General features: G+C 60.7%; 27 protein-coding genes and 1 riboswitch. Of the genes, 10 read left to right on the plus strand and 17 right to left on the minus strand.

Features of this window, described 5'->3' with window-relative positions; translation table 11 throughout:
* Positions 1-98: 98 nt before the first annotated feature.
* Genes ACTNFK_RS07360 through ACTNFK_RS07370 form a run of 3 tightly spaced genes read right to left on the minus strand, consistent with a single transcriptional unit; the run spans position 99 to position 2,048 of the window.
* Positions 99-659, minus strand: a complete 561-nt coding sequence (locus ACTNFK_RS07360) for an O-acetyl-ADP-ribose deacetylase (RefSeq protein ID WP_435935703.1) — start codon at positions 657-659, stop codon at positions 99-101.
* A 42-nt stretch (positions 660-701) separates the two neighbouring features.
* Positions 702-1,838 carry a Fic family protein gene (locus ACTNFK_RS07365; RefSeq protein ID WP_435935702.1) on the minus strand — a complete coding sequence of 379 codons (1,137 nt, stop codon included), beginning with the start codon at positions 1,836-1,838 and terminating at the stop codon, positions 702-704.
* A gap of 57 nt (positions 1,839-1,895) precedes the next feature.
* Complete coding sequence (locus ACTNFK_RS07370) at positions 1,896-2,048, minus strand: hypothetical protein (RefSeq protein WP_445117147.1); 153 nt, start codon at positions 2,046-2,048, stop codon at positions 1,896-1,898.
* 28 nt (positions 2,049-2,076) lie between these two features.
* Here ACTNFK_RS07370 and ACTNFK_RS07375 point away from each other — a divergent pair, with 28 nt between their 5' ends.
* Positions 2,077-2,394 (plus strand): nucleotide pyrophosphohydrolase, encoded by a 318-nt coding sequence (locus tag ACTNFK_RS07375; protein ID WP_435935701.1) that lies wholly within the window; start codon positions 2,077-2,079, stop codon positions 2,392-2,394.
* A gap of 2 nt (positions 2,395-2,396) precedes the next feature.
* Here the strand turns inward: ACTNFK_RS07375 and ACTNFK_RS07380 are convergent, their stop codons facing one another.
* From ACTNFK_RS07380 to ACTNFK_RS07390, 3 genes are all read right to left on the minus strand, one after another.
* Positions 2,397-4,127: a DNA/RNA helicase domain-containing protein gene (locus ACTNFK_RS07380; RefSeq protein ID WP_435935700.1), complete on the minus strand. Its 1,731-nt coding sequence runs from the start codon at positions 4,125-4,127 to the stop codon at positions 2,397-2,399.
* A 124-nt stretch (positions 4,128-4,251) separates the two neighbouring features.
* Positions 4,252-4,728 carry an HNH endonuclease gene (locus ACTNFK_RS07385; RefSeq protein WP_433647528.1) on the minus strand — a complete coding sequence of 159 codons (477 nt, stop codon included), beginning with the start codon at positions 4,726-4,728 and terminating at the stop codon, positions 4,252-4,254.
* A gap of 293 nt (positions 4,729-5,021) precedes the next feature.
* Complete coding sequence (locus ACTNFK_RS07390) at positions 5,022-5,606, minus strand: hypothetical protein (protein ID WP_435935699.1); 585 nt, start codon at positions 5,604-5,606, stop codon at positions 5,022-5,024.
* A gap of 28 nt (positions 5,607-5,634) precedes the next feature.
* A riboswitch (SAM riboswitch) is annotated at positions 5,635-5,751 on the minus strand.
* A 243-nt stretch (positions 5,752-5,994) separates the two neighbouring features.
* On the opposite strand from ACTNFK_RS07390, the gene ACTNFK_RS07395 reads away from it, so the two are divergent.
* The gene (locus ACTNFK_RS07395; RefSeq protein ID WP_435935698.1) at positions 5,995-7,401 is read left to right on the plus strand and encodes an HNH endonuclease signature motif containing protein; all 1,407 of its coding nucleotides are present in this window, start codon (positions 5,995-5,997) and stop codon (positions 7,399-7,401) included.
* A 14-nt stretch (positions 7,402-7,415) separates the two neighbouring features.
* Here the strand turns inward: ACTNFK_RS07395 and ACTNFK_RS07400 are convergent, their stop codons facing one another.
* The 4 genes from ACTNFK_RS07400 to ACTNFK_RS07415 all read right to left on the minus strand — a co-directional run bounded on the left by ACTNFK_RS07400 (position 7,416) and on the right by ACTNFK_RS07415 (position 8,989).
* Positions 7,416-7,919, minus strand: coding sequence for a DUF2165 family protein (locus tag ACTNFK_RS07400; RefSeq protein WP_435935697.1), 504 nt, complete (start codon positions 7,917-7,919; stop codon positions 7,416-7,418).
* 163 nt (positions 7,920-8,082) lie between these two features.
* Positions 8,083-8,283 carry a hypothetical protein gene (locus tag ACTNFK_RS07405; RefSeq protein WP_435935696.1) on the minus strand — a complete coding sequence of 67 codons (201 nt, stop codon included), beginning with the start codon at positions 8,281-8,283 and terminating at the stop codon, positions 8,083-8,085.
* A gap of 38 nt (positions 8,284-8,321) precedes the next feature.
* Positions 8,322-8,519, minus strand: a complete 198-nt coding sequence (locus ACTNFK_RS07410; RefSeq protein WP_435935695.1) for a hypothetical protein — start codon at positions 8,517-8,519, stop codon at positions 8,322-8,324.
* The gene (locus ACTNFK_RS07415) at positions 8,519-8,989 is read right to left on the minus strand and encodes a nucleotidyltransferase domain-containing protein (protein WP_433647533.1); all 471 of its coding nucleotides are present in this window, start codon (positions 8,987-8,989) and stop codon (positions 8,519-8,521) included. The genes ACTNFK_RS07410 and ACTNFK_RS07415 overlap by 1 nt, the downstream gene beginning before the upstream one ends.
* 168 nt (positions 8,990-9,157) lie before the next feature.
* Between ACTNFK_RS07415 and ACTNFK_RS07420 the strand changes: the two genes are divergently transcribed.
* Positions 9,158-9,577: an NAD(P)-dependent oxidoreductase gene (locus tag ACTNFK_RS07420; protein WP_435935694.1), complete on the plus strand. Its 420-nt coding sequence runs from the start codon at positions 9,158-9,160 to the stop codon at positions 9,575-9,577.
* A 41-nt stretch (positions 9,578-9,618) separates the two neighbouring features.
* Here ACTNFK_RS07420 and ACTNFK_RS07425 read toward each other — a convergent pair whose 3' ends face one another.
* Together ACTNFK_RS07425 and ACTNFK_RS07430 are read right to left on the minus strand one after the other, a co-directional pair.
* Positions 9,619-9,945 carry a HigA family addiction module antitoxin gene (locus tag ACTNFK_RS07425; protein ID WP_433647535.1) on the minus strand — a complete coding sequence of 109 codons (327 nt, stop codon included), beginning with the start codon at positions 9,943-9,945 and terminating at the stop codon, positions 9,619-9,621.
* 8 nt (positions 9,946-9,953) lie between these two features.
* Entirely contained in the window at positions 9,954-10,235 is a 282-nt protein-coding gene (locus ACTNFK_RS07430; protein ID WP_433647536.1) for a type II toxin-antitoxin system RelE/ParE family toxin, read from the minus strand.
* A 455-nt stretch (positions 10,236-10,690) separates the two neighbouring features.
* Between ACTNFK_RS07430 and ACTNFK_RS07435 the strand changes: the two genes are divergently transcribed.
* The gene (locus ACTNFK_RS07435; RefSeq protein ID WP_435935693.1) at positions 10,691-12,283 is read left to right on the plus strand and encodes an isocitrate lyase; all 1,593 of its coding nucleotides are present in this window, start codon (positions 10,691-10,693) and stop codon (positions 12,281-12,283) included.
* Between the two features lie 67 nt (positions 12,284-12,350).
* On the opposite strand, the gene ACTNFK_RS07440 is transcribed toward ACTNFK_RS07435, so the two are convergent.
* From ACTNFK_RS07440 to ACTNFK_RS07450, 3 genes are all read right to left on the minus strand, one after another.
* Positions 12,351-12,632 carry a DUF6457 domain-containing protein gene (locus ACTNFK_RS07440; protein ID WP_435935692.1) on the minus strand — a complete coding sequence of 94 codons (282 nt, stop codon included), beginning with the start codon at positions 12,630-12,632 and terminating at the stop codon, positions 12,351-12,353.
* 87 nt (positions 12,633-12,719) lie between these two features.
* Complete coding sequence (gene mobA, locus ACTNFK_RS07445) at positions 12,720-13,298, minus strand: molybdenum cofactor guanylyltransferase (RefSeq protein ID WP_433647539.1); 579 nt, start codon at positions 13,296-13,298, stop codon at positions 12,720-12,722.
* A complete protein-coding gene (locus ACTNFK_RS07450; RefSeq protein WP_435935691.1) occupies positions 13,295-14,536 on the minus strand; it encodes a molybdopterin molybdotransferase MoeA in 1,242 nt (413 codons plus the stop codon). The genes mobA and ACTNFK_RS07450 overlap by 4 nt, the downstream gene beginning before the upstream one ends.
* 127 nt (positions 14,537-14,663) lie before the next feature.
* Between ACTNFK_RS07450 and fdhD the strand changes: the two genes are divergently transcribed.
* Positions 14,664-15,566 carry a formate dehydrogenase accessory sulfurtransferase FdhD gene (gene fdhD, locus ACTNFK_RS07455; protein ID WP_433647541.1) on the plus strand — a complete coding sequence of 301 codons (903 nt, stop codon included), beginning with the start codon at positions 14,664-14,666 and terminating at the stop codon, positions 15,564-15,566.
* Positions 15,563-17,887 carry an FdhF/YdeP family oxidoreductase gene (locus tag ACTNFK_RS07460; RefSeq protein WP_435935690.1) on the plus strand — a complete coding sequence of 775 codons (2,325 nt, stop codon included), beginning with the start codon at positions 15,563-15,565 and terminating at the stop codon, positions 17,885-17,887. Before fdhD ends, ACTNFK_RS07460 begins: the two co-directional genes overlap by 4 nt.
* A 132-nt stretch (positions 17,888-18,019) precedes the next feature.
* On the opposite strand, the gene fmdA is transcribed toward ACTNFK_RS07460, so the two are convergent.
* Together fmdA and ACTNFK_RS07470 are read right to left on the minus strand one after the other, a co-directional pair.
* Positions 18,020-19,276 carry a formamidase gene (gene fmdA / locus ACTNFK_RS07465; protein ID WP_433647543.1) on the minus strand — a complete coding sequence of 419 codons (1,257 nt, stop codon included), beginning with the start codon at positions 19,274-19,276 and terminating at the stop codon, positions 18,020-18,022.
* A 406-nt stretch (positions 19,277-19,682) separates the two neighbouring features.
* On the minus strand, positions 19,683-20,321 hold the full coding sequence (locus tag ACTNFK_RS07470) for an AmiS/UreI family transporter (protein ID WP_433647544.1): 639 nt from the start codon (positions 20,319-20,321) through the stop codon (positions 19,683-19,685).
* Between the two features lie 243 nt (positions 20,322-20,564).
* Here ACTNFK_RS07470 and ACTNFK_RS07475 point away from each other — a divergent pair, with 243 nt between their 5' ends.
* From ACTNFK_RS07475 to ACTNFK_RS07490, 4 genes are all read left to right on the plus strand, one after another.
* A complete protein-coding gene (locus ACTNFK_RS07475) occupies positions 20,565-21,821 on the plus strand; it encodes an integrase catalytic domain-containing protein (protein ID WP_435935689.1) in 1,257 nt (418 codons plus the stop codon).
* Between the two features lie 144 nt (positions 21,822-21,965).
* The gene (gene modA / locus ACTNFK_RS07480) at positions 21,966-22,811 is read left to right on the plus strand and encodes a molybdate ABC transporter substrate-binding protein (RefSeq protein ID WP_433647697.1); all 846 of its coding nucleotides are present in this window, start codon (positions 21,966-21,968) and stop codon (positions 22,809-22,811) included.
* Positions 22,808-23,608, plus strand: a complete 801-nt coding sequence (locus ACTNFK_RS07485) for an ABC transporter permease (protein ID WP_435936648.1) — start codon at positions 22,808-22,810, stop codon at positions 23,606-23,608. Before modA ends, ACTNFK_RS07485 begins: the two co-directional genes overlap by 4 nt.
* Positions 23,605-24,735, plus strand: a complete 1,131-nt coding sequence (locus ACTNFK_RS07490) for a sulfate/molybdate ABC transporter ATP-binding protein (protein WP_433647696.1) — start codon at positions 23,605-23,607, stop codon at positions 24,733-24,735. Before ACTNFK_RS07485 ends, ACTNFK_RS07490 begins: the two co-directional genes overlap by 4 nt.
* Positions 24,736-24,858 lie beyond the last annotated feature (123 nt).

Below are 24,858 nucleotides of genomic sequence, written 5' to 3' on the forward strand. Positions count from 1 at the left end.
CGAGAAGCGAGGCGGGGATTCGCCAATCGGGCTGCAGTGGTCAGCGCTGAGAACTGTCCTCGCGCCCGTTGCCCGCATCACCGAAGTTGCCGACAACGTCACTCATCAGCCGAAACTCCTTGCTTGCCCAGCGCGTTCTGCAGTGCGGCCAGAGCCTCCGCACCGAAGGCCACCAGCGTCACGTCTTCCACACTCGTCGGGGTATGTCGAATCGCCTCAATCGCCGCTGCGGCTGCTTCGTCGAGCGGCCATCCAAACACCCCCGCGCCGATCAGCGGAAACGCCACCGACCGCGCACCAAGTTCATCGGCCACTGCCAGTGCCCGCGAGTAACACGATTCCAGCAGCCCGCGATCGGTCTGCCCGCTGCGACGGTCAGGCCCAACGGTGTGGATCACCCAGCGCGCGGGCAACTCCCCCGCTGTGGTCCACCCGGCGTCGCCCGTGGCGAGCCCGTTCGGAAACCGCTCAATGCAGTCGCGCAGCACCGCGGGCCCACCGGCCCGGTGGATCGCCCCGTCGACCCCGCCGCCACCGCGCATGCGGGTGTCCGCCGTGTTCACTACCGCGTCGACCGCAAGCGTCGTGATGTCACCCTGCACGAGTGTGATCTCGGGCAAACTGGGAGTTCCACCGCTGTTCAGATTCGTAACATCCATAACCCTGAGTTCCTTCCTGCCCAAACTCAACCGCGCAAGTCCTTACTCGAACGGATCGATATCTCTCCACGCGTATCCGAGACCAGAGCTACGGGCTGCTTGTCTCACGGCCTGGCTGGCTGAGTACTTACGGCCGCGTCGATCACCGTGCGCGACGAGCAGTTCTGCGCGAGCCAGAGCACCAAGATCCCGTGACGCGGTCTGCTCTTTGATCGGCTCGCCCGCATCTTCCAGGGCCGCCATATACCTCGCGCGCGTGACGGTTCCGTCATACATGGCACCGTACAGCGCCTGAGCTGTGCGGTCAGGGAGCTGAGCATGGATGATAAGCTCGTCCATTCTCGCCGCCGCTTCAGCCGAGGCCGCGATACGCTGCTTCCGCTCAAGCGCCTGGTTCAGATGCGCCGTGAGCATGAAGCGAATCCAAGGGCGCGCCAGTTCCGGGTCATAGTCTGCATCACTCCAATCGCCCTGACCAACCTTGGCGAGCACATCGTAGTACGCCTGGGTTCGCCTGCCCAGATACTCTTCGATCGTCAGAAAGACCGGCGCGAACTCTCCGTAGGCTCCGAGCATCAGACTCTGCAACACTCGAGCAAGACGACCATTTCCGTCCTTGAATGGGTGGATCAGCACAAAGTTCAGGTGTAGCATCGCCGCCTGAATCAGGTCGTCTCCTCCAGGCCCCGACATCGCGCACAGCTGCCTGATGAGATCTGGAACCTCGCCTGCTGCCGCACCCTCGTGCACGATGTCCCCAGTTCGCTCTTCTTGCACATACACCGGTCCAGGGCGCAACCTCCCGGGCCACTTGGTCATGTCATACGAAGTAGTGATGAAGTGGAGACTGCGCACAAGCATCGGGCTAAGCGCGAACTCGCTCTTGGCGAGCTGCAGCACAAACGTCATCGCCTGCTGATACCCCGCGAGCGCTTGCTCCGTCTCGTCGTCTATAGCCGCGGGCTTCTCACCGGCGGCAATAGCGTTGATGTCGTCAACGCTGGCGTTGATTCCCTCAATGGTGTTCGAGCCTTGCACGTTCCGCGCGAAGGTTGTGCGCCGTAGCGCCCCGTTCCACCGGTTGCCCTGCCGCAGGTGGAACTTCAGTTCTTCGTTGAGCTTCTCGATCTCATCACGCACTTCTCGCTCGTGCGCATCGAGCGGGGGTGCGATAAACATGATGTAATCTCCCAATAATGATGTTAATTAAATGTCAATCCTACTCCAGGTCTGACTTTAAATAAACATCATCATCATCATAAAAGCAGGAGCGGTGAGCAACGAAAACACGGAGCGGACTATTCGAGGCCGGCCGATGCCGAGCAGTTTGCCTTCCGCACCGGTATTTCCAGTAGGTGGATCAGCAAGGCCAACCGCGATGATCAGCATGTATACCTTGCGCTGATAGTTTTGAAGCATGCATGAGAAGCCCGTCCTCGAAGCACTCCGCGAATTTGTTGCCGAGCGCGAATGGGCGCAGTTCCACACACCCGAGAACCTGGCCAAAAGCATCAGCATCGAAGCGGCAGAGCTCCTCGAATGCTTTCAGTGGGGCGATGCCGACCTGGCCTCAGCGAAAGACGAGTTGGCCGATGTACTGACCTACTGCCTGCTTCTCGCGGATCGTCTGGGCCTTAACGCTGACACAATCGTGATGGACAAGCTGGCGAAGACTCAGGAGAAATACCCGGTCGACAAAGCGAGAGGACGCAGCGAGAAGTACGACCGCCTGTAGCTTCAGCGGCTGCCACTCGAACCCGGCAACAACTCCGCCAAACGCTGGCGAAGCGCTGGGTCGCACACGTACATGTATGTGCCCAGCATGCCTCGACTCAGAAGCACCCCATAAATGTTTCGCACGTATTCGAGTAGGTCTTCATCAGTGAATTTCTGCCCGAGGAAGTTGTTGTTCGACTTGCCACGCCGATCGAAGTAGGTCGCGCGGTCAAACACGGTTCGCCCGGAAACAGGGTCGAGCTTCAGATCGCCACCGATGATCACGCCCGCGTAGTTGAGATCGTACCCCTGCACCGTGTGGATCGAGCCGACCTCCCGCACTGAGTTTGACGAGTTAATCCAGTCTTTGGAGGTGGTATTCCACTGCAGCTGCTTGGTGCCGAGTTCGATATCGAACGCGGCGGAGTTCTTCCGACTCTTCCACTCCCACGCGTACCCGGCGAGCACCCGTGACAACCCCACCTCGCGGTCGCGCCGCATGATCGCGTCGTGAAACGCATCGAAATCGGCGAAGACGCGGAGGTCGTACTCCCCGAAATTGGGGGCGCTCTCATCTGGCCGTTCGAGCAGCCGACGAACGTACCCGACGTAGTCAGATCCCGCGCGCACCCGCATTTGGCTCGTGAGTGGATAGAACCGTTTCGCGGCTCGTGCACCGCCGCTCAGTTCCTCAAGCGTTTCCCGCGGTAGATCTGCGGGTCGAACCGCCTGCGCGCTGTCGACGAGGAAGATCTGGTGGGTGCTCTGGTGCGTAATCCAGTCGAGTTGGCTGCGATTCTCGCCATCTGGCCCAAACAGCACCCGGTTGATTTCACCGAAGTCACGCGTGAGTGTGCCCATGGCCTGTGCTGATCGGCGGTTGAGCCGGTGTGCCTCGTCTACGATGAGCAGGTCGAATTTCTCGGTGGATCGCCCCACGTCAAACGGGGTCAACACACTCGCTTTGTCAAGCCCAGGCGTGCGCGAGAACACCGCCTGCATGGTGGCGCGCAGCGACTGCTGCGGCACGACGATGCCAACTCGAAACCCTCTGAGCAGTTCACGGTTCTCTTCCGTGAAGAGGTCGGCGAACATAGATTCGCGATCAAACTCCTGCGCGTCGACTCTGCGCATGTCGCCGAGGAGCTTCATGATGTAGATAGCAAGAATCGTCTTCCCGGTACCGGGCTCCCCCTGCACCACGATCGTGCTCGCGCGGCCCTGGTGAAGGTCCTCGATCAGCCCATCCATGATGTCCTCGACGGCGATGGCCTGGTCATGCGTGAGCGCTTTGAAGGGTGAGAATTTGAAGAGATCGCTGTTCTGAATATCTTCGACGGACCGGGTGAAGTACCCCGCTGCGCGTAACTCCTCGAAGATGTTGTCGAAGACTTCCTGGTAATCCCCGCGGCGATAGTAGTCGGCCTCGGAGATTCCATCGTTGCGGTTGAGCACTCGGTACTTGCCATCGCCCGCGAAGAGGCGAATGAAGTGCGATTCGAGGTCGAGGCACGCAGACTTGTTAAAGGTGTCGTCGACGATCACCTGCACGCGTTTGAGATGCTGCTTCCCCTCGGTGCCAAGATGCTGCCGCATGCGGGCCGCGCCATTGAGCGACTCCCCCACATAGATATCGCGCTCATTGTCGATCGTGTAGACAACCGGCCAGTTGCTGTGTCGGGCATTGGCGGCGGCCCACTCTCCGACAGCGAGAGGGTCGAACGAGAACTGCTCGATGCGGTAGTCACCCATTTACTCTTCTTCCTCATTCGAAATCCGCTGAAGGCCACGCAGTAACTCGGCTTGCCCAAACAGACCGGCTTATTGAGCCATATCCCCTGCGCCAGGTTCCGTGATGTTCAACATGGAGGCCTTCTTACCCGTCGGATCGCAGTTCACGCAATGTGCGGTCTCGCTCGCTCATGCGCGCAAACACTCGTGGATCTGCGCCTTCTGGAAAGTACACCTTGCGCCGTCGCTCGAGGCCGACCAGCTTCCACCACGGCGGAGTGGTGGACCCCTTGCCTGCGTTGTGCGATCGGCACAGTGCCTGGCCGTTACTCACGATCGTGGGGCCGCCCTTGCTCCACGGGTAGATGTGATCGGCGTCTGTCGCTGCCTCGCCGCATCTGCCCCACATGAGAAGCAGCTGCGCCTCGCAACGACCGCCTGCGCGATCCATCACCTCGCGGCGCGCACCGTACTTGAACAGGCGCCACGGGTCACGCTTTCCGTGCGGGCCACGGCCAGGCAACGGGGCAGCGAGCGCGATCCCCACAACCAGCATGGTGACGAGCATCGGCGCCATCGGCTCGATCGCTTGCCACATCTGCCCCAGAGTTTCGACAAACATCTAGCAGCCTCCTCTGAGCTTCTCAGGTCGAGCCTATCGATGGTGTGGAGCCCACGTCGAGACACGCGAGGCAGCGGGGCGGCGCGTTTTCGAGCCCCGAGCCTGGCTGGGTCTGGCGGGCGCGGGGAATCAGGGAAAAACGCGTCGCGTTTCTCTTTCCGCGCGCTGCGGCCACTGCCGAAGTTGCCGGGCCGATTCAGGCCCGACAGAACCGCGGATGGATCGGCGAGGGGTCGGAAGCGCGCCGCGGCGCGGATCCGCTGCGAATACAGCGAGCCCCCGACCCGATCGAATCAGCGGTGCCGCACCTCAAATGGATCGAAGATGCGCGCACCGAGCGCCTCACGGTGCACTCGGTAACTGCGAGGCGTCTGCCCTGAGTCGCGCAGCTCACGTGCGCGCTCTGGGTACCCGAAGTCCTCGGGCAACTGGCCGTCGCGCAGCGCTGCCAGCGCCCGCACGCGCACCTCGGAGCCGGGGTGCACGAAGCCGTGCGGCTCGTACTGGAACAGGTTGTGGCACCACGCGGTCGCCTCGCCGCGCGTGAATCCAGCCCAGCGTCCGTCGACGATCGGCTCGTCGGCTCCGGGCAGCGTGAACGCCGCCTCGAACTCGGCCTGTGCGGCAGCGGCGCGATCCACAATCGCGGCTTCGTGTTGCGTGCGTTCGGTGCGCTCGGCTTCCTCAATCAGGGCCACCAGCTGGTCGAACCCGATCCGTTCGGCCTCGCCGTCGTCGCTCCTAGAGACGAATACCGTGGGCCTATAGGACTTAAGCACCTGGCGCGCCGACCGGCTCTCGAGGTCGAAGCCTCCGCTCAGGCCGAGCTGGTGCCACCACGCTGTGCGCGATCCACTGTGTATAGAGATATTGGGCATGAGATCTGCCCCTTCCCGGGGCCTCGCCCCACCGATCTTGCACCGCGAGATCTCGCGGGCCCGTTCTTCCCCTGGGACACCCGGGAATCGATGGATTCGGGTTGTCGGGTAACCGGCCAGGTACCTACGGTTACCGCTCGTGAACGTGAGATGAGGTTAGCACGGGGTGGCGGGCATCAACCAGAGGAGAAGCAACGGGGCGGCGCGTTTTCGAGCCCCGAGCCTGGCTCGGGCAGACGGGAGCAATGGTGCAGCCATTGCGGTTGGATCGGCGAGGGTCGAAAGCGCGCAGCCGACACTGCACCCCACCGTCGGCGAGATCAACTCAGAACGAGGCGTGATCCGCTCGATTTCAATGAATGTCAGTGGTCGATGGTTCACTTAAAACATGACCAGCACCGCAGAGATCAGCACCGATTCCGGCACCGACGTGCCGCGCCCGGTGGTAGCTGATCGTGAGGCGTTGCTCTCTCAAATCGAGGCGAATGAGCGCGAATTGCGAAGGCTCGGCGCCGAACGTCTGCGGCTCTACGCAGAGCTGCTCGACATCGCGGCGATTGCTGCCGACACACAGGCGAGCGACGAGTGGCTGCCGGTTGGCGAGCGAGGGGATCTCGAGTTTCGTGCACTGCGGGCCGAGGTGGCGACCAGCCTGAAGCTGACCGAGCATCAAGTCGGCCGCGACATCGGGTTCGCGCACACGCTCACCACGCAGTACTGGCGGGTATGGGAAGCGTTCGAAGAGGGGGCGATCTCCGAGCGTCACGCTCGCGTCATCGTTGATGCAGGAACAGTGCTCGGCTGCGACCCATCCAGTGACACGCAGGCGACCCGCGACGAGTATGTGCGCAACGTCCTGCCTGAGGCCCTGCAATCGACTCACGCGCAGCTGCGGCCGCGTGCGCAAATGCGCGCCGAGCAGTTCGCCGAACGCTCCCTCGACTCCCGCAATGCGGAGGCACGCACCCGCCGCCGTGTGATCGTCACTGAAGCGGCAGACGGCATGGCCGATCTGTACGCCAATTTGCCCGCCGTTGAGGCATATGCGATCAAGAATCGGCTGCTGCAGATGGGGAAGCGGGTTGCCCTGGTGGATCAGGCCCGCACGCGAGACGAGATCCAGGCTGACATTTTCACCGATCTTCTCCTCACCGGCACTCCGGAACTACATGATGCACTGTCACGCGCCGGTGACGGGCAAGCTGCTGGGCATGATGCTGGTAATGGTCTCGGTGCGGTGCGCGCGCAGGTGCAGATCATCGGCGGGTGTGACGCGCTCGTGTGCGGGCTGATGCCGGCGCCTGATGCCGACGTTGGTCACCGGAAAATGCGCGCTCCGCGGCCCGCCCCACCAGAACTCATCGGTTACGGCCCGATCGACCGCGCCTCAGCGCGCACACTCGCCGGGCACGCGCAGGCGTGGGAGGTGGTTACCGCAGAACCAACCACCGGTGCGGTACTGAGGGTTGAACGCTACCGGCCCTCAGAAGAGATGCGCCGTATGCTCGGCGCCCGCGACGCGCACTGCCGGTTTCCCGGGTGTCGCGTGCCACTCGCGAGGTGCGACCTCGACCAAACCATCGATGCCGCGCGCGGCGGTCCGACCGCAACCGACAACCTCGCCCACCTCTGCAGATCGCATCACACACTGAAACACCATTCGGGTTGGCGTGTGCACCAAGAATCGGGCGGCGTGCTCCGGTGGATCTCTCCCGCCGGCCGCACCCATGTCGAACGGCCCCCGAGCCTCGTGCGATTCACCGCACCGAGCCCGCCAGCCCCGCCACCCTGGTAGAAACGCAAACCTGGTCACACACCAGGGTCGGGCTCATTCTGTGCCAGCAGCACCGCGAACACCGCCCACAGCGTCGCGAGGCCCATCGCGGTCTCCTTGCCGTTCCAGGTTTCAGACTGCCACATCGCAAACCATTCCGAACCCACCACAATGAAGCCAACGAACCAGATCAGAATCCCCACCCCGTAGGCGGCGAACCCCCAGGCGCGCGCCCGGTCGTAGGTGCGTCGATCCGCCCGCCGATGTCGCAGCAGCAGCACCGCGCCGATGAGCGCAAGCGCCGTGAAGACGACTTCTGCGGCGATGATCGCAACGAAGGCAGCGATGTGGATCGCGGTCGAGTCAATCGCCCGCCACCTGATGCCGCTGTCTGCGAAGGTGGTGTCCATCGACAGCACGTGCTGCACGAACTGAAAATTCGCGTCGGGATCGCTGAGGTTGCCAAACACGACGAACAGACCGAAGAGGCCCGCTGCGCCCAAAGTCAACGCCTGCAGCAATCGCAAGGGGTGGTGCATGGGTTCTTCGCGCCTTTCGTCTCAGTCTTCGTTGGACCCACGCAATCGGGCCGTGGTTGTCGCCTGCGCTCGGGCTATCCGACCGCTGCTGCCCGCTTGTGGATGGGCTATCTAGTGCAATGCCGACAGTATCGGCGCGGCACTCCGCGTGGAGGCCGGAGTCTCACTCGGCCAGATACTCGATCACGAGGAGCGCGATCGCGGCGGTGCTGTATTCCTCGGTCGAGGTGATCGAGAGTGACACGATGCGGTGCAGCGGTTTCGCGGCGAGGGCGGCATCAATCTCAGACTTCAGCGATCCACTGATGGTGTTATTGATTGCAACCTCGATGATCTCTTGCCGCGGTGTCAGCCCAGTGCTCATGCGCCGATCCTCTCACGAGGAATCGTTTGCGGGTGCGGTCAGCGCGGCACTGACGAGGTTGAAGGCCCAGCCTCTATCGCAGCAGCAGCCTCACCGATCTTGATCATTATCGAGTCGCCTGCCTCTTGCGCGACCTCGTCGGCATCGTATGCGGCCTTTCCCCTATCGACGATCGATGCCGCCACGGATAGCCAGCGCTGGATGTGCAGCAACTCTTTCGCGACTCTCAACTCCATCAGAGCAACACCCTGTCGCTGAGAATGTCTTGATCCAGACGAGGGTCGAGTCCGCGATAACTCACAATGTCGACGTCCTTCCCAAGAATGCTCGCCAGAGTCTCCTCCAGGTGCAGCATGTCGAATGAGTCCGCGTCAGGTGGTGGCTGTACGAGCAGGTCGAGATCGGAATCCGGTCGGTCATCTCCACGCGCCGCAGAGCCAAACATCGCAAGTCGGGTGAAGCCACGATGTTCGGCCACTTGCCGAAGCACGGACCTGCCCGCAGTGACCAGATCACTCGGCCGGGCCCCATCAGTGCGTTCTCGTGCAACTTGGTAGCTGATGGCAGGTTGCGTCACGCCCAATCTCCGAGCAACTTCGCGCTGCGATTCCCCCTGTGCCATCATTGCGCGAAGGGCGAGTACACGTCGCAGCCGCGCAAGCTCAGCGTCTCGGCTTGCGCCTTCATACTCCAACACCAAGTTCATAAAATGATTTTATCACCCACGCCACTCGCGCGGGAAGCGCGCCCCCCAGCTGCCGCGGGGTCCGTGATTGGGCAACACCGGGCGGAGTGATCCACCCCGCGCATCGAAGCCGGCGGTAACCGAGTTTCCCTAAGTGTTCACGCAGAGTCGAGTGAAAGCGGGAAGCACGTGAAGATCGTCGTCTTTGGATCCACCGGTGGCGTTGGGCAACACGTCGTGCGGCATGCCGTAGCTGCCGGGCACAGCGTGACGGCGTTTGTGCGCTCGCCCGAAAAGCTCGAGGTGACGGACGGTGTCACGATCGTGCAGGGCGATGCCTTCGATGCCGAGTCCGTGGCGCGCGCGATCGACGGGCAAGACGCGGTGATCTCGTGCCTGTCGTCGTCGATACCGATGAAACCGTCGACCGAAGTCGCGCAGATGACGCAGAACATCGTCGCGGGTATGCAGCGGGCGGGTGTGGATCGCATCGCGTACTGCGCATCGGCAGGCGTTGATGGCGAGCTCACCGGTACCGTCGGAAAGTCAATGATGTGGTTGCTGCGCAACCCGCTCGCTGATCACAAGGCAGCGCTCGGCAAGGGGTAGCTGCAGGCCCTGCAACTATTCACAGACTTCCCGAACACCTTCTATGCAGTCTTCACCGGTTGAATAGAGTCAAGAACACCCTCCAAGGAATCACGCTCGACTTCGAGGTCATGATGGGTCTGCAGGTTGATCCAGAACTGCGCCGTAGTGCCGAAATAGCGTCCGAGTCGGAGCGCGGTGTCGGCGGTAATGCGACGCTTTCCGTGCACTATCTCGTTGATTCGCCTCGGAGGCACACCGATGGCGATCGCGACGCGATTCTGCGTGAGGCCCAAGGGTTCGATGAACTCCTCCATGAGCACTTCACCCGGAAGTATCGGGTCTAACTTCGTTGACGCCTTGCTGGCAACTTGTGTCAGGTTGTTCATGAGATTCCCTAGTGGTAATCCGCTATCGTCACGAGTTCTGCTCCGTACTCAGTCCACACGAAGCAGATTCTCCATTGGTCATTGATACGAATACTGTGTTGACCTGCGCGCTTCCCTCTCAGAGGTTCGAGCCTGTTACCGGGTGGCACTCTGAGATCTTCAAGCCGCACTGCAGCGTCGATCATTGTGAGCTTTCGAAGGGCGACGCGGAGGATTCGAGAATCAAGTGCACGCACCGATTCTCTCTGCCAGAGTCGCTCCGTGTTTCGGTCACCGAACGACCTAATCACGGGACAATCCTATAACGTCTGCCGCTATTAACGCAATGCGTTATATAAGCTAGCTGCGCGCAGTGATGCAGTCGACCTTTGTGCGCGATTTGAAACATGGCCTTAGGCTAGGTAATCACCACGGCACATCGGCCTGACCCCAGTAATCTGTGGAGAAGTCCGGGCAATCTCGATGCGTGATCAACTGTGCACATCAAGTGGAGCGCTACCTACCCTTGGTGCCATGAGCGTGGAGCTTCTCGCCACCTCTGCGAGCGGCATCATGGGCAGCGCGAGCCCCGGGCTGATGGCCCAATTCGGACCGCGCGATCCATCGCATTTTCTGAAGCGTAGAAATAGTCATGAATTTCACCCCCTGAATCGGGGCACTCACAATTGCATCGTGCCCCAGAGTGGAACTAGCGATCAAGATCACAGTACTTGTGAGCTAGACCACACCACACGAAGGACTCATCATGACTGCGTACCAAAACGACATCGACGCCGTGACGGCACTCAAAGAGCACGCCGGCTCCAGCTGGGATGCGATCAACCCCGAGAACGTCGCTCGCATGCGGGCACAGAACCGGTTCAAGACCGGTCTCGAGATCGCCCAGTACACCGCCGACATCATGCGCCGCGACATGGCCGAGTACGACAACGACACCTCGGTCTACACCCAGTCGCTCGGTGTCTGGCACGGCTTCATCGGCCAACAGAAGCTGATCTCGATCAAGAAGCACTTCAAGAGCACGAAGAAGCGCTACCTCTACCTCTCGGGCTGGATGGTTGCCGCCCTCCGCTCGGAGTTCGGTCCCCTCCCCGATCAGTCGATGCACGAGAAGACCTCGGTGCCGGCCCTCATCGAGGAGCTCTACACCTTCCTGCGCCAGGCAGATGCCCGCGAGCTCGATCTCCTCTTCACGCAACTCGACGGCGCCCGCCTGGCCGGCGACGAGACCGCGATCGAGTTCATCCAATCCCAGATCGACAACTACGAGACGCACGTGGTGCCGATCATCGCCGACATCGATGCCGGCTTCGGCAACCCCGAGGCGACCTACCTGCTCGCCAAGAAGATGATCGAGGCTGGCGCCTGCGCGATCCAGATCGAAAACCAGGTCTCAGACGAGAAGCAGTGCGGTCACCAAGACGGCAAGGTCACCGTGCCGCACGAGGATTTCCTCGCGAAGATCAATGCGGTGCGCTACGCCTTCCTCGAGCTCGGCATCGACAACGGCGTGATCGTTGCCCGTACCGACTCGCTCGGTGCCGGCCTCACCCAGAAGCTCGCCGTGACCCACACCCCCGGCGATCTGGGCGACCAGTACAATTCGTTCCTTGATGTCGAGGAGATCTCCGAGAGCGATCTCGGTAACGGCGACGTGGTGATCAAGCGCGATGGTAAGCTGCTGCGCCCGAAGCGCCTGCCGAGCAACCTGTACCAGTTCCGCGCCGGCACCGGCGAAGACCGCTGCGTGCTCGACTGCATCACCTCGCTGCAGAACGGTGCCGACCTGCTGTGGATCGAGACCGAGAAGCCGCACGTCGAGCAGATCGCGAGCATGGTGGATCGCATCCGCGAGGTCGCCCCGAACGCGAAGCTCGTGTACAACAACAGCCCGTCGTTCAACTGGACCCTGAGCTTCCGCCAGCAGGCATACGACCTGATGGTAGAGCAGGGCAAGGATGTGTCGGCGTACAACCGCGACAACCTGATGAGCGTCGACTACGACGGCACCGAGCTCGCGCAGCTCGCCGACGAGAAGATCCGCACGTTCCAGAAGGAGGGGTCGGCACGTGCCGGTATCTTCCACCACCTCATCACCCTGCCCACCTACCACACGGCTGCGCTGTCGACCGACAACCTCGCCAAGGGCTACTTCGGCGAAGAGGGCATGCTCACCTACGTTCGCGACGTGCAGCGCCAGGAGATCCGCCAGGGCATCGCCACCGTCAAGCACCAGAACATGGCTGGCAGCGACATCGGCGACAACCACAAGGAGTACTTCGCCGGCGACGCCGCCCTCAAGGCCAGCGGCAAAGATAACACGATGAACCAGTTCTAAGCTTGTTCTCACTGAACGGGGTCTCGGCAAATGCCGGGGCCCCGTTGTGGTGTGTGGGCTCGGTTCGCTACTCCTGCTTCACCGCGCCCTGCCAGCCGGCCGCGAGCGTCACGAGACGCTGCGCAAGCTCATCTCGCGTCTCCAGCGGCTCTCGCGCTGCGCCCACGGCAAGACCCAGCAAGTAGGCGCTGACTGGGGCAGCTGGCCTGGCCACATCGTGAGCAACATCACGCGCAAGATCAAGCACGGTGGTGATTGCCGCGAGATCCGCATCCAATCCGAGCTCGGCCGATGCTGCTCGTACCCACTCGTTGAGTGCGTCTGGAGGTAAATGTTTTGCGTCTGACATGGGGTCTCCCTGCTGCGGTCACTTGGTGTTGAGCGGTCTCGTTGCCCGATTATCTCGGGCTTTCCGAGTGCGTGGGTAGCCCGCTGTTCATCTCTGTCTGAGCCCGCAACAGATCCTCCGGGCGGTCAATATCAAACGAAATAGCGTCGTCAACGGGCGCTTCTCGCAGCCGCGCATGCCGAATGCGCGTCGCACCGGCAGGTCGGTAAGCCTGTCTCCGAGCGCTGCGCATGCTGCACGCAACGCATCTGATGCATAGATTCCCGCCAGCCACTGCCGATGCCCCAACGAGTCCCGCAGCAACACTCCCTCGCCTTCGGATTCTCTGCCGGATTGCCAGGCATCCGTCAGCGCCAGACACAGTGCATCAGGTCGGGCAAGGTCGCAGGGAAGGATCATCACCCACTCCTCGTGCACCAGTTCAAGCCCTGCCGCAATCGCAGCAAGCGGGCCGGTAAACGGTGGATCCTCACGCACCACCACACTGCCGGCAGGTGCCGCATGTTCAGGCCCCACAGTAATGAGCCGGTTGGCGCCAACAGCGAGCGCAGCCGCTGCCACGCGATCCACTAATCGTTCGCCCCCAAGGCGCATCGTTGCTTTCTCCTGACCACCGAGGCGACTACTTTTTCCGCCTGTGAGAATCATCGCATCGAACTGGCTCATGGCGTCACCGCGATCACGGTCACCGTTTCTCCGGCCTGCACATCGCCTCGCTCCGGCCCCACGAGCGCGTAGGCGTCGGTGGCACCGTGGCCGCCCACCGCGTGCGATACCCCGCGCGGATTCACCACGGGGGTGCAAGTGAGTCGCGTGTCGCGACTCGCAAGCGACACCGGTAGCACTTGCAGTTGCCCCATCACTCCGCGCCAAGCCACAGTTGCCTCGGCCGCAAGACGGCGCCGGTGCAATTCGGTGCGGCCCTGGAGAGCGAGCAATGCCGGGCGCACGAAGAGTTCGAAACTGACTGCGGCGCTCACCGGGTTTCCCGGCAGCGCAAAGATAAATGCCCCGTTCTGCAGCCGCCCCACATTCTGAGGCTGACCCGGACGCATCGCCACTCTTACCGCGCGCACCGCAGGCTCTTGCTCAAGCGCGATCCGGGTCACATCGCGTGTGCCCGGGCCAATTCCCCCCGAGGTGATGATCACATCGCTCTCACGCGAAAGATCACTGAGTTGAGCCCGAAGACTTACCGCATCATCTGCGTTACGTCGTACCGCTACCGCTTCGATGCCCAGGTCAGCCAGGAGCGAGACGAGCAGTATGGAGTTCGACTCTGGGATCTGGCCGCGTGCAAGCGGCTCCCCCGGGGCACGGAGCTCGGCGCCGGTGACGAGCACTACCACCCGTGGCTTCTCGCGCACCCACACCCGTTCTATTCCGGATGCTGCGAGTGATGCAAGCCTGGCTGGCGTCAACAACTGCCCGCGCAGCGCCAGCGTCGTGCCCGCGGAAATGTCTTCACCGCGACGCCGGATATTCGCACCGGCGGCGATCGGGGCAACTATCTCAACCCATTCGTTGCCCCAGGCCCCCGTGCCCTGCTCACTCGACACCTGTTCCACGGGCACCACCGCATCGGCAGCGCTCGGAACTGGCGCTCCGGTCATAATGCGCACGGTTTGGCCCTGAGTAATGAGTGGATCACATTCACTCCCTGCGGCGACTTCCCCAGCCACACGCAGCCGCACGGGGTGCTCGACGGTCGCGCCCGCGATGTCGTCCGATCGCAGCGCGTACCCATCCATCGCAGAGTTATCCCACAGCGGCAGCTCACGCGACACAGCCACGTCGCGAGACACCGTCAGTCCGAACGCACTTACCGTGCCACACTCACGTTCCGAAGTCTTGCCGATCCTCTCGAGGATCCAATTCACATGCTGATCTGGGGTGAGGCTCACGCTCGTCCCTCCGCTCTGAGGCATAGACCGCTCTGGTGTAGAAAGACGCGCTCGATATTCGAATCACAGTTCGGCGCGCAGCGCATCGTGCCTTGAAACCATCGAAATTCCATGCTATCCACATAACATGTCTCGAATTACTGCACGGCGACGGGTCACCCGGGTGACGCTCGGGCAACCCCCTCGTCAGGCCCCAGATTCACTCGCGGTGGAAGAGCCCCTCGAGATGCGGGTGTTCGGCCGCTCGCTGGCGATCACCATGCGCACCCCCGGGAATGACGTCGAGCTGGCTGCTGGGTTTCTCGTCTCTGAGGGAATCATTCACCAGTCTGAGGATTACGCGGTCGCACGTTATTGTGCGGGCGCTACCGACGGAGACGATGGAAACACCTATAACATTCTCGACATCACCCTGGCCCCGGGCGTGCCACCCCCCGACCCGAGCCTTGAGCGGAATTTCACGACGACGAGCGCCTGTGGTCTGTGCGGCAAGTCAACCATCGACGCGGTGCGCACGACCTCCTCATTCGCAGTGGATCGCGATCCACTTGTGTTGTCACCTGAGATGCTCGCCGGCTTCCCCGATGCGCTCCGCGCTCAGCAGCGCGTGTTTGACCGCACCGGTGGCCTGCACGCCGCAGGATTGTTCGACGGGCGTACCGGCGAATTGCTGGTATTGCGAGAAGATGTCGGCCGACACAATGCGGTCGATAAGGTCGTGGGCTGGGCACTGCTGAACGGAAAGTTTCCGGCCCGGGAGTGCGTGCTGATGGTTTCGGGGCGTGCCAGTTTCGAACTCACTCAGAAGGCCCTCATGGCGGGTATCCCGCTCCTTGCCGCGGTCTCCGCACCGTCATCCCTTGCCGCCGATCTCGCGGAAGAGTGTGGCATGACGCTCGTCGGATTTCTTCGGGGTCCTTCGATGGTGATTTACAGTCGACCCGATCGACTTCTCAACATAGACTCGCCAGCAGAAGCAGCAACCCGAAATGATCTCGGCCTCGAGCTCCAGGAAGAATGTGCCTCATGAGTCCCAAACCTCTCGACGAAGATTTCTCTGACGCCGACATCAGAGTCACAGCCCCCAAAGAGTGGGCGGCCGGCGTTCACGGAGTCACGCACTCGATGATCCCCGCCCTGGAAGACTTGGGGCCATCACGCACACTCAAACTGATGACCAAAATCAACCACAAAGATGGTTTCGATTGCATGAGCTGTGCATGGCCAGACCCAGATCACCGCAAACTGGCTGAGTTTTGCGAAAACGGTGCCAAAGCCGTGGTGTGGGAAGCGACTCCCCTGAAGATCGAACCCAGTTTTTGGCAGCAGCACAGTCTCACTTCGCTTGCAGATAAGACAGAGTACTGGCTGGGCATGCAGGGCCGCCTGACCGAGCCGGTGTATAAACCCGCCGGGGCGGACCATTACGAACCGATCGCCTGGGATGACGCGTTTCGTCTCATCGGGGAACACCTACGCGCGCTCCCCTCACCCGACGAGGCAGCCTTTTACACCAGTGGGCGCGCATCAAACGAGGCGGCGTTTCTGTACCAACTCTTCGCCCGAGCATTCGGCACCAACAATTTGCCCGATTGCTCGAATATGTGCCACGAATCAACCGGGGTGGCCATGCAGCACACCCTCGGAATCGGCAAGTCAACCGTGGCCTATGACGATTTTGAGAAAGCCGACCTCATCATCGTGATGGGACAAAACCCGGGCACGAACCACCCCCGCATGTTGACTGCCCTCGAAGAGGCCAAAGACAATGGCGCACACATCGTGGCAATCAACCCGCTTCCCGAAGCAGGACTGATTCGGTACAAGAATCCGCAGCGCGTGAAGGGTTGGCTCGGAAAGGGAACAAAAATTGCAGATCAGTATATTCAGGTGCGGATCGGGGGCGACATGGCCCTCCTCCAGGCACTGTCGCAGCGGGTGCTCGCTGCAGAGCAGAAGGCACCCGGAACCGTGCTCGATCACGACTTTATCGCTCAGCACTGCGATGGGTTTGAGGAATTTGCAACCCACCTCTCACAGCTTGACGCTGTCGAAGTGGCACGAGCCACTGGCATTCCCGATGCCGAAATAGACGAACTCGCCAAACGATACCTCGCTGCAGACCGAGTGATCATCACCTGGGCAATGGGAATCACCCAGCACCGCAAGGCAGTCGACACAATCCGCGAGATCGTAAATCTCCTCCTCCTCCGTGGAAACATCGGCAAGCCGGGTGCGGGTGCGTGTCCAATCCGCGGGCACAGCAATGTGCAGGGTGACCGCACCATGGGAGTGTGGGAGCGGATGCCCGACTCGTTTATGGATGCATTGGGCGCCGAGTTTGGGTTTGATCCGCCGAGAAAACACGGGGTCGACTCGGTCGACGGGATCCGCGCGCTCAACGAAGGAAAAATCAAGGTCTGGGTGGGCCTTGGAGGGAATCTGCTCGGGGCAATCTCTGATGCCAACCTTGCCGAAACCGCCATGCAGAAGACGCGCCTCAGCGTCCAACTCTCGACAAAACTCAATCGTTCACACGTTATCACCGGCGAGGAGGCACTCATTTTGCCGGTGCTCGGCCGCACCGAAATTGATCGCCAGTCTTCCGGCGAGCAGTTTGTGTCGGTAGAAGACACCGTATGTGCGGTGCATGCCTCCTATGGGCAGATCGAGCCAATATCGGCTGAGGTGCGATCTGAGGTCGCGGTGATCGCAGGAATGGCACACGCAACGCTGAATGACACCCATGGAATCGATTGGCTCGGCATGATGGATGATTACGATCGGATCAGAGATCACATCTCTCGGGTCATCCCTGGATTTGAGAACTTCAATCACGACATCCGACTGAAGGGTGGCTTCGTTCTTCCGAACGGTCCGCGCGATGAGCGCCGTTTCGATACCGAAACCGGTAAAGCGCGAATCACGGTCAATGAACTCGAACATGTGAGCTGCCCCCCGGGCAGACTGATCTTGCAGACTATGCGGTCACACGATCAATTCAACACAACGATTTACAGCTTGAATGATCGCTATCGGGGTATTACTCGGGGTCGTTCGGTGATCTTTGTGCACCCCGATGATTTGGCTGAGCTTGGAATTGACGACGGCCAGACGGTAGATATTTTTAGTGAGTGGAAGGATCAGCCTGATCGCGTCCTTCGCGGATTTCGCACCGTTGCATTCCCGACCGCTCGGGGCTGCGCCGCGGCATACTTCCCCGAGGCCAATGTCCTGGTCCCCCTCGACAGCACCGCACTCGAGAGCAATACGCCAGTGTCGAAAGCAGTGATCGTGAGGCTCGAGCCTGCGTCAGCTCCTGTAGGAGTCGGGCGACCGGTCACCGTGTAGCACCTACCTCGCTGTCCAATACACGACTGAGCGATTACACGCCGCATCGCCAAACCTCGGTCGCCCGGCGCTACACACAACGCAGAAATAGTGGGGTGGAGCGTTGCGCTCCACCCCACTATTTGCTGTGACTTACTTGTTTGCGGCGCGGGGGGCTCCCATTCCCGAGTCAATCTGGAATGGGCCCGATGCGGAAGGTCGCACATCGAAATCGAAGATCGCCGTCGGCAGATACACCGTCGAACAGGAGTTCGGGATATCGACAACGCCCGAGAGACGACCTTCGATCGGAGCGGATCCCAATAGGAGGTACGCCTGCTCGGGCTGATATCCGAATTTCGTCAGGTAATCGATCGCGTGCAGGCACGCCCGCTGGTACGAAAGATGCGAATCCAGGTACTTCTGCTCCCCGTCAAGAGTCACAGAAGTGCCCGAGAAGGCGAGCCACTCGCTGTACTGAGGCTCTACGTTTCCGGGCATGAAGATCGCATTTTCCGAGACCCCATAGGTATCCATTCCTCCGCGAATGAGATCGACCCGGAGGTCGATGAATCCACCCATTTCGATGGCACCACAGAAGGTAATTTCACCGTCACCTTGCGAGAAGTGCAGGTCGCCGACAGAAAGGTTCGCGCCGTCTACGAACACCGGGTAGAAAATCCGGGTTCCCTTGCTGAGGTTCTTGATGTCTTGATTACCTCCGTTTTCACGCGGCGGTGCGGTTCTCGCAGCCTCACTCCCGATACGCGTATACTGATCCGCGGGCACACCTCCCAAAATTGCATGCTCGGCTTCTGGTGGCAAAGCCAGGGGCGGCACTCGATGCGGATCAGTTGCGATCAGTGCACCCTCGCGAGCATTCCATTTCGCCAACAACCCGGCCGATGGTGCGGTGCCCATCAGGCCTGGGTGGATCAGGCCGGTGAAGGAGACCGCGGGCACGTGCCGAGAGGTCGCCGTCTGCCCATTGAAATCCCATATTGCCTTGTAGGCGTCTGGAAACTGCTCGGTCAGAAACCCGCCGCCGTTGTTCCTTGAGAAGATTCCGGTGTAGCCCCACCCTTGACCAGCAAGGGGGCCCGAATCTTCTTGGGGAATCGGTCCGACATCAAGGATGTCGACGACCAGAAGATCGCCGGGCTTCGCACCCTCCACTCGGAACGGCCCGCTGAGCGTGTGCACGGTCAGCAGAGGTGCATCGAGGATGTCTTGCGCAGAGTCGTCATTTTTGATTGCACCGTCAAACCATTCGCGGCAGTCGACGCGGAATGAATCGCCGGGCTTTACCGTGGCAACTGGAGGAATCTCCGGGTGCCAACGGTTGTGACCAAGTTTCTCCTGTTCCGTAAATTTCTTGGACGAATCCAATTTGAATATGTGTTCGGGCATGGAACCTTCTCCTTTGTTGAGAATAATCGGGAAACACCTTCGTCACCCGATTGTGTGATCGTGACCTAATCTCTGGGAAGTTTTTGATGCATGGGGTTAGTGGTTACTGGTTGTGTTCGCTTTCTTCCCTGTTGGGGTAGTTGGCTCACCACTTCCGGTTCGTGGGCGCTACGGGCGGAGCTCTCGATCAGTCCCAGTGCTGATCCGCCTGCGCGCGATAGATAGGGTGCGGTGATCAATTTGTGTGCTTCAGATCCGCAAACTCTGCACTCCATTTCACGCGGCACCGCCGCCATATCAAACCTGGCATCGTAGATGCACCCTGCAGTACACCGGTACGAGTAACTCGGCACTCAGATCTCCTTTCTGATCAGACAGCTATTTCGCTGCTGGTATGTACCTGGGGTTACGGGGCGGCGACAGCCGCACGTGCGGAATCCGCGGGTGAAGAGACCGTACGCTTGGGCTTCCCCAACACCCACGAGAGGAGAAAGACCAGCACTGCGATCACCGCAGCAATTACCGCACCAAACGAGGTGCTCTGATACGTCTGGGTCAATAACAAGAACGCGGGTACCGCTCCCGTTAAGATTCCGAGCATCAGCGTGAACCATCCGGTGATACGCGTGAGCTCTTCGCGGTTGAGTGCAAGCACCAAGAAAAATAGGAACCACAGCACAGCCCAAGAGAACCAGATGATCCCAAAGACAGGGTCATTTACCAGGGTGAACTGGAGCATGCCGTAGACCACCGCGCAGGCCGCCACGAACAGCGAGAACCATCCGAGGCCTTCCCCTGAGGCACCAGTGAGCTGATTCCAAGCCACATATAAATAGGTGAAGCCGAAAAGGTAAAGCCCAGAAGCACCCAGAATGACCGCGGGATCTCCGTCTGCGGTCAGTAAAGTGAGCGTCGGGAGTACCACTTGCATCCCGCCGACGAAAAGATTCATCGCTGCCGCCGATTTACCCGGTACAACGTTTAAGAGCATCAGACCGTTAATGAACAACACGGCCCCAACGTAGAGCAGTCCTACAGTTCCCACTTCAGTCTCCTGCCGCTTCGTTGCGGAGTACGCGGGTGTGCAGTTCTCCGCAGGGAGAACGTAATATGACACGTATTTTGCACTCAATTTGTTATTTTGAATACGTGGGTAACGTAACCCCGGAGCTACAAAGAGTCAAGAGTTCGACGTGCCTCACCTAATATGCCCGCGAAACACTTCCGGTGCATCACGTAAAAATGCCCGCGAAACGGAATCATCAGTTTCATGGGAAGTGGGCTATCAATGCGTGCCAGACACGAGATCACACGAAAGTTCGCGAAGCAGTATGCCGCAGCGGCCAAGAAGGAGAAGAGCCGTCTCCTTGACGAGGTATGCGCGATCACGGGCTGGTCCAGAGACAACGCGCGCAGACAGTTACAAGCTGCGCTGAAACCGCGTCGGGTAGGGGCCCGGCAACGTAAGCCGCGCCCGCTGAAGTACTCACATGACGCGTTGAAAGTGCTGCAGAAAGTGTGGGCGTTCGCGGGCGGGATCAGCGGGAAATACTTGGCCGCGTCAATGGAACTCCAACTCATGCTGCTGGAAGCGCACGGCGAACTGGTCCCAGGCCGGGGCAGGTACAGTCACCACGTCGCGGACGAGTTGCTGGCAATGTCACCGGCCACGATCGACCGCTACCTCGCTCCAGCCCGCGCGAGGGACCCACTCCGCGGGATCGCCACCACCACGCCAGGCCCGCTGCTGCGGAACTCGATCACGATCAGGAAAGCCGGTGACGAGATCGAGGCCGTACCCGGGTTCTTCGAGGGCGACACCGTCGCACACTGCGGGCCCGTCTTGAAGGGTGAGTTCTGTCGCAGTGTTGATCTCACCGACATGCACACCGGTTGGACGTACACGCGCTCGATCCGGAACAACGCACACCTGCACATTCGTGACGCCCTCGACCGATTCATCAGCGAAGTGCCGTTCGAGGTGACCGGGGTGGATTTTGATAACGGGTCCGAGTTCATCAACTACGACGTCATCGGTTGGGCTGCAGAACTTGACATCTACTTCACGAGGTCCCGGCCGTACAAGAAGAATGATCAGGCCACGATCGAGTCGAAAAACAATCAGATCGTGCGCCGGTACGCGTTCTACTGGAGGTACGACACCGCGCCTCTGCTGAAGCTATTGAACGAGTTATGGCCACTGGTGAACGATCGCCATAATTTCCTCACCCCCACGAAGAAACCCATCGGTTGGGCGACCGATCAAAGGGGGCGCCGTAAACGTGTCTACGATGAGCTCGCGACACCATTCGACCGGCTCCAGCGTTCCGGTGTGCTCAGCGCCGAGACAACCGCCGAGTTGACCGGGTACCGTGACAGCTTGAACCCGGCCCACATCGCTCGCGAGATCGACCGAATCCAGCAGCGCCTCACCTACCTCGCGGCCGAGAAGACTCGCACGCTCGAAGCGATCGAACTCGCGAAAGCACCAAACGCGGCAGCCGGGGTCAAGCCGGCCCGCGCGAGCAGGAAACAGGCAAGCTAAGCTCGAGAATTACGCGGGCATTCTTATGTGAGTCACCGGTGGTGTTTCGCGGGCATATTTATATGAGGTTCCTCGGAGTTAGAGTCACAGTGACAAGTGTCCCGCTTGTCACAAGTGGTGACGCAATCAGCTGGAGAAGAATCCATGAAACGCACTGCGGGTGTTCAGGTGTTTGCACGGCTCGGCCCCTTGACCCTGATTCTTGGCGCGCTCCTTCCGCTCTCTGCCTGCTCAGCGTCCTCGTCAGAGACGGGTCCTACGTCGCTCCCCTCGGCATCATCGTCGACGCAGGAGTCGACGGTACAGGGTGAGATCACCGTTTACGCAGCCGCATCTCTCACTGCGGCCTTCAACGTGCTCACAACAGAGTTCATGGAGTCTCACCCGGGTGTCACCTTCACACCCACCGTTTTCGACGGTTCTTCGACGCTCGCAACTCAGATTGTCGCGGGCGCACCGGCAGATATTTTCGCCTCAGCTGACGAGCGCACCATGAGCACGGTGGCTGATGCGGGACTCGTGGCTCATGGGCCATCGCTGTTTGCCACGAATGAACTCGTGATTGCCGTTGCGCCCGAGAACCCGCTCGGTATCGACTCACTTGCCGATCTTTCGGACACTGAGAGTGGCGCTCCACTTGTGGTGTTGTGCGCCGCGGAAGTCCCGTGCGGCAACGCATCTCGGTCACTTCTTCGTCGCGCAAATGTGTCGGTCACTCCAGTCAGTGAAGAACAGTCAGTCAGTGCGGTACTCTCCAAGGTACGAAACCTCGAGGCCGACGCTGGCCTGGTATACCGAACTGATGTTCTGAGTGCTGCGGGAGAAGTCGAGGGCATCACTATTGCAGGCGCGGAGAATAACCTGAATCACTACCAGATCGGCGTGGTGCAAGGCGCAGCGTCTTCCGAGGCTGCGCTCGCATTCACTGCATTCGTGCTATCTGCCGACGGCAAACGAATCCTCGCCGAATTTGGCTTCGGCACGCCGTGAACACTGGGCAGACGCGCTTCCCAGTATTTTTGTGGATCCCCGCGACTATCGCACTTGCAGTGCTTGTCTTGCCACTCCTGGCCATTTTGTTGCGCATCAACTGGGCTGAGGTTCCGCGCTCTCTCCAGGCTCCGGAAGCGCTTTCTGCTTTGCAACTCTCCCTCACCACCGCGGCCTGCGCCACGATGCTGTGCATCGTTCTTGGGGTGCCCTTAGCTCTGCTATTGGTTCGACTGAGCGGGCTTCCCGCGGCCGTGCTCCGGGCGCTCGTCATGCTGCCCCTGGTGCTCCCCCCGCTCGTAGGTGGTATGGCACTGCTGCTCCTGCTCGGCCGCAACGGAGTACTGGGTGACGCGCTCGCCGTGCTCGGGCTGCGAATCCCATTCACCACCGCGGCCGTAGTGATTGCACAAACATTTGTTGCTTTGCCGTTCCTCGTCATTTCCGTCGAGGGGGCCCTCCGGAGTGCCGATACCGGGTTCGAGCGTGTCGCCGAGAGCCTTGGCGCCAGCCCGTTCATGGTGTTGCGAAAAGTTACCCTTCCACTCATTGCACCAGCACTCATCGCCGGAACCGTATTGAGTTTCACCCGCGCACTCGGCGAGTTCGGAGCAACAGCCCTGTTCGCTGGAAACGCCGCCGGAACAACACAGACAATCCCCCTCGCGATCTACACCGCGTTTAATGGCTCAGGCGTCGGACAAGACACCGCCCTGGCACTTGCACTTCTGCTCATTGTGCTCGCTATCGCGGCTCTGGTGTTCCTGCGCAGCAGAAGGATGCCGGTGACGCAGTGAGTGCGATTGATCGAGATATGAACCCTGGAGATTCCTTCCAGGCAGAGATCACGCTTTCTCGCGGTTCCTTTTCGCTCTCGGCAGCGCTCGAAGCACCACCAGGCAAGACCGTGGGCATCATCGGCCCCAACGGCGCCGGTAAGTCGAGCCTGCTCAAAGCTATCGCAGGGGACATCACAATCCGCAGTGGATCGGTGCGTATCGGAGAGCGAATCCTTTCACAGGCTGGTGAGCGAATACGCAGCCAGCATCTCCCCCGCGCGCAGCGAAAACTCGGGTACCTTGACCAGCGCGCCCGCTTGTTTCCCCACCTCTCGGCTCAGGAAAACATCGCTTTCGGGCCTCGAGCCGCTGGAGTCTCCCGCCGACACGCGTTTGCGTTGGCAGACCAATGGCTCGAGCGCGTGGGGCTCCCTGGGAGAGGGGCAGCCCGCGCGCATGAACTTTCCGGTGGTCAGCAACAACGAGTGGCCATCGCCCGCACACTTGCTGCGAAACCTGCAGCGGTGCTGCTTGATGAGCCGTTTGCAGCGCTCGACGCGAGTACCGCGGGCAGCATTCGTGGTCTGATTGCCGCCGAACTCTCCAGGCTTCAGATTCCAGCGCTCCTCGTGACTCACAACGCTGTTGACCTGCTGGAGCTTGCCCAAGAAGTCTGTGTGCTTGAGCACGGTCGTATCACTCAGCAGGGTCCGGTTCACGAGATCCTCAGCACGCCACGCACCGATTTCGCGGCCAGGTTTTCAGGTCGCGTGCTCATTCGCGGATCCGCATCGGCGCGAGGAACACTTCAGCTGGCACGGGCGCCGCTACCAGAACTCCGAGGTGTCGGAGACCTTCCCTGCCCGTCAGGCGATGCCGTCGCCTCGTTTGACCCGAGAGATGTGCGCGTATCGCCGCAGGGCGACAGGCAAGCTGAGGGCAGCATTCAATCGTGGACAGATGATGTCGGAGAGCTCACAGTCACTGGCTCAGGGGTGCGCGTCACAGGCAGAAACTGGACGGGGTCGGTCGCCGAGGTTCCGCTTTCTCGCGCGCACACCTTTGGGTTGAGTCCAGGCCAGACGCTCATTTTTGAGCTTCCTCCCCACGCTGTCAGTTTCGCACCCGGCACGGAAGCCCGATAACACGAGACCCGGGTCACGCGCAGGCTGACTTTCCAGCAGTCCGCGCGATTCTAGCCTGTTAGGGTGGACGCACTAAGGGAGGGTCCATGCATGTCTCGGAAGACTCACCACACGAGTGGATCC

Source organism: Leucobacter fengyongliangi (genome assembly GCF_052386045.1).

Bases quoted from the DNA above. Each gene is read 5' to 3' on its own strand.
- fmdA (WP_433647543.1), bottom strand. From the start codon at position 19,276: ATGCCCGAACACATATTCAAATTGGATTCGTCCAAGAAATTTACGGAA.
- ACTNFK_RS07405 (WP_435935696.1), bottom strand. From the start codon at position 8,283: ATGAGCACTGGGCTGACACCGCGGCAAGAGATCATCGAGGTTGCAATC.
- ACTNFK_RS07390 (WP_435935699.1), bottom strand. From the start codon at position 5,606: ATGCCCAATATCTCTATACACAGTGGATCGCGCACAGCGTGGTGGCAC.
- ACTNFK_RS07395 (WP_435935698.1), top strand. From the start codon at position 5,995: ATGACCAGCACCGCAGAGATCAGCACCGATTCCGGCACCGACGTGCCG.
- ACTNFK_RS07375 (WP_435935701.1), top strand. From the start codon at position 2,077: ATGCATGAGAAGCCCGTCCTCGAAGCACTCCGCGAATTTGTTGCCGAG.
- ACTNFK_RS07440 (WP_435935692.1), bottom strand. From the start codon at position 12,632: ATGTCAGACGCAAAACATTTACCTCCAGACGCACTCAACGAGTGGGTA.
- ACTNFK_RS07460 (WP_435935690.1), top strand. From the start codon at position 15,563: ATGAGTCCCAAACCTCTCGACGAAGATTTCTCTGACGCCGACATCAGA.
- ACTNFK_RS07475 (WP_435935689.1), top strand. From the start codon at position 20,565: ATGCGTGCCAGACACGAGATCACACGAAAGTTCGCGAAGCAGTATGCC.
- fdhD (WP_433647541.1), top strand. From the start codon at position 14,664: ATGTCTCGAATTACTGCACGGCGACGGGTCACCCGGGTGACGCTCGGG.
- ACTNFK_RS07380 (WP_435935700.1), bottom strand. From the start codon at position 4,127: ATGGGTGACTACCGCATCGAGCAGTTCTCGTTCGACCCTCTCGCTGTC.
- ACTNFK_RS07425 (WP_433647535.1), bottom strand. From the start codon at position 9,945: ATGAACAACCTGACACAAGTTGCCAGCAAGGCGTCAACGAAGTTAGAC.
- ACTNFK_RS07435 (WP_435935693.1), top strand. From the start codon at position 10,691: ATGACTGCGTACCAAAACGACATCGACGCCGTGACGGCACTCAAAGAG.
- ACTNFK_RS07400 (WP_435935697.1), bottom strand. From the start codon at position 7,919: ATGCACCACCCCTTGCGATTGCTGCAGGCGTTGACTTTGGGCGCAGCG.
- ACTNFK_RS07365 (WP_435935702.1), bottom strand. From the start codon at position 1,838: ATGTTTATCGCACCCCCGCTCGATGCGCACGAGCGAGAAGTGCGTGAT.
- modA (WP_433647697.1), top strand. From the start codon at position 21,966: ATGAAACGCACTGCGGGTGTTCAGGTGTTTGCACGGCTCGGCCCCTTG.
- ACTNFK_RS07370 (WP_445117147.1), bottom strand. From the start codon at position 2,048: ATGCTGATCATCGCGGTTGGCCTTGCTGATCCACCTACTGGAAATACC.
- ACTNFK_RS07385 (WP_433647528.1), bottom strand. From the start codon at position 4,728: ATGTTTGTCGAAACTCTGGGGCAGATGTGGCAAGCGATCGAGCCGATG.
- ACTNFK_RS07360 (WP_435935703.1), bottom strand. From the start codon at position 659: ATGGATGTTACGAATCTGAACAGCGGTGGAACTCCCAGTTTGCCCGAG.
- ACTNFK_RS07415 (WP_433647533.1), bottom strand. From the start codon at position 8,989: ATGAACTTGGTGTTGGAGTATGAAGGCGCAAGCCGAGACGCTGAGCTT.
- ACTNFK_RS07410 (WP_435935695.1), bottom strand. From the start codon at position 8,519: ATGGAGTTGAGAGTCGCGAAAGAGTTGCTGCACATCCAGCGCTGGCTA.
- mobA (WP_433647539.1), bottom strand. From the start codon at position 13,298: ATGAGCCAGTTCGATGCGATGATTCTCACAGGCGGAAAAAGTAGTCGC.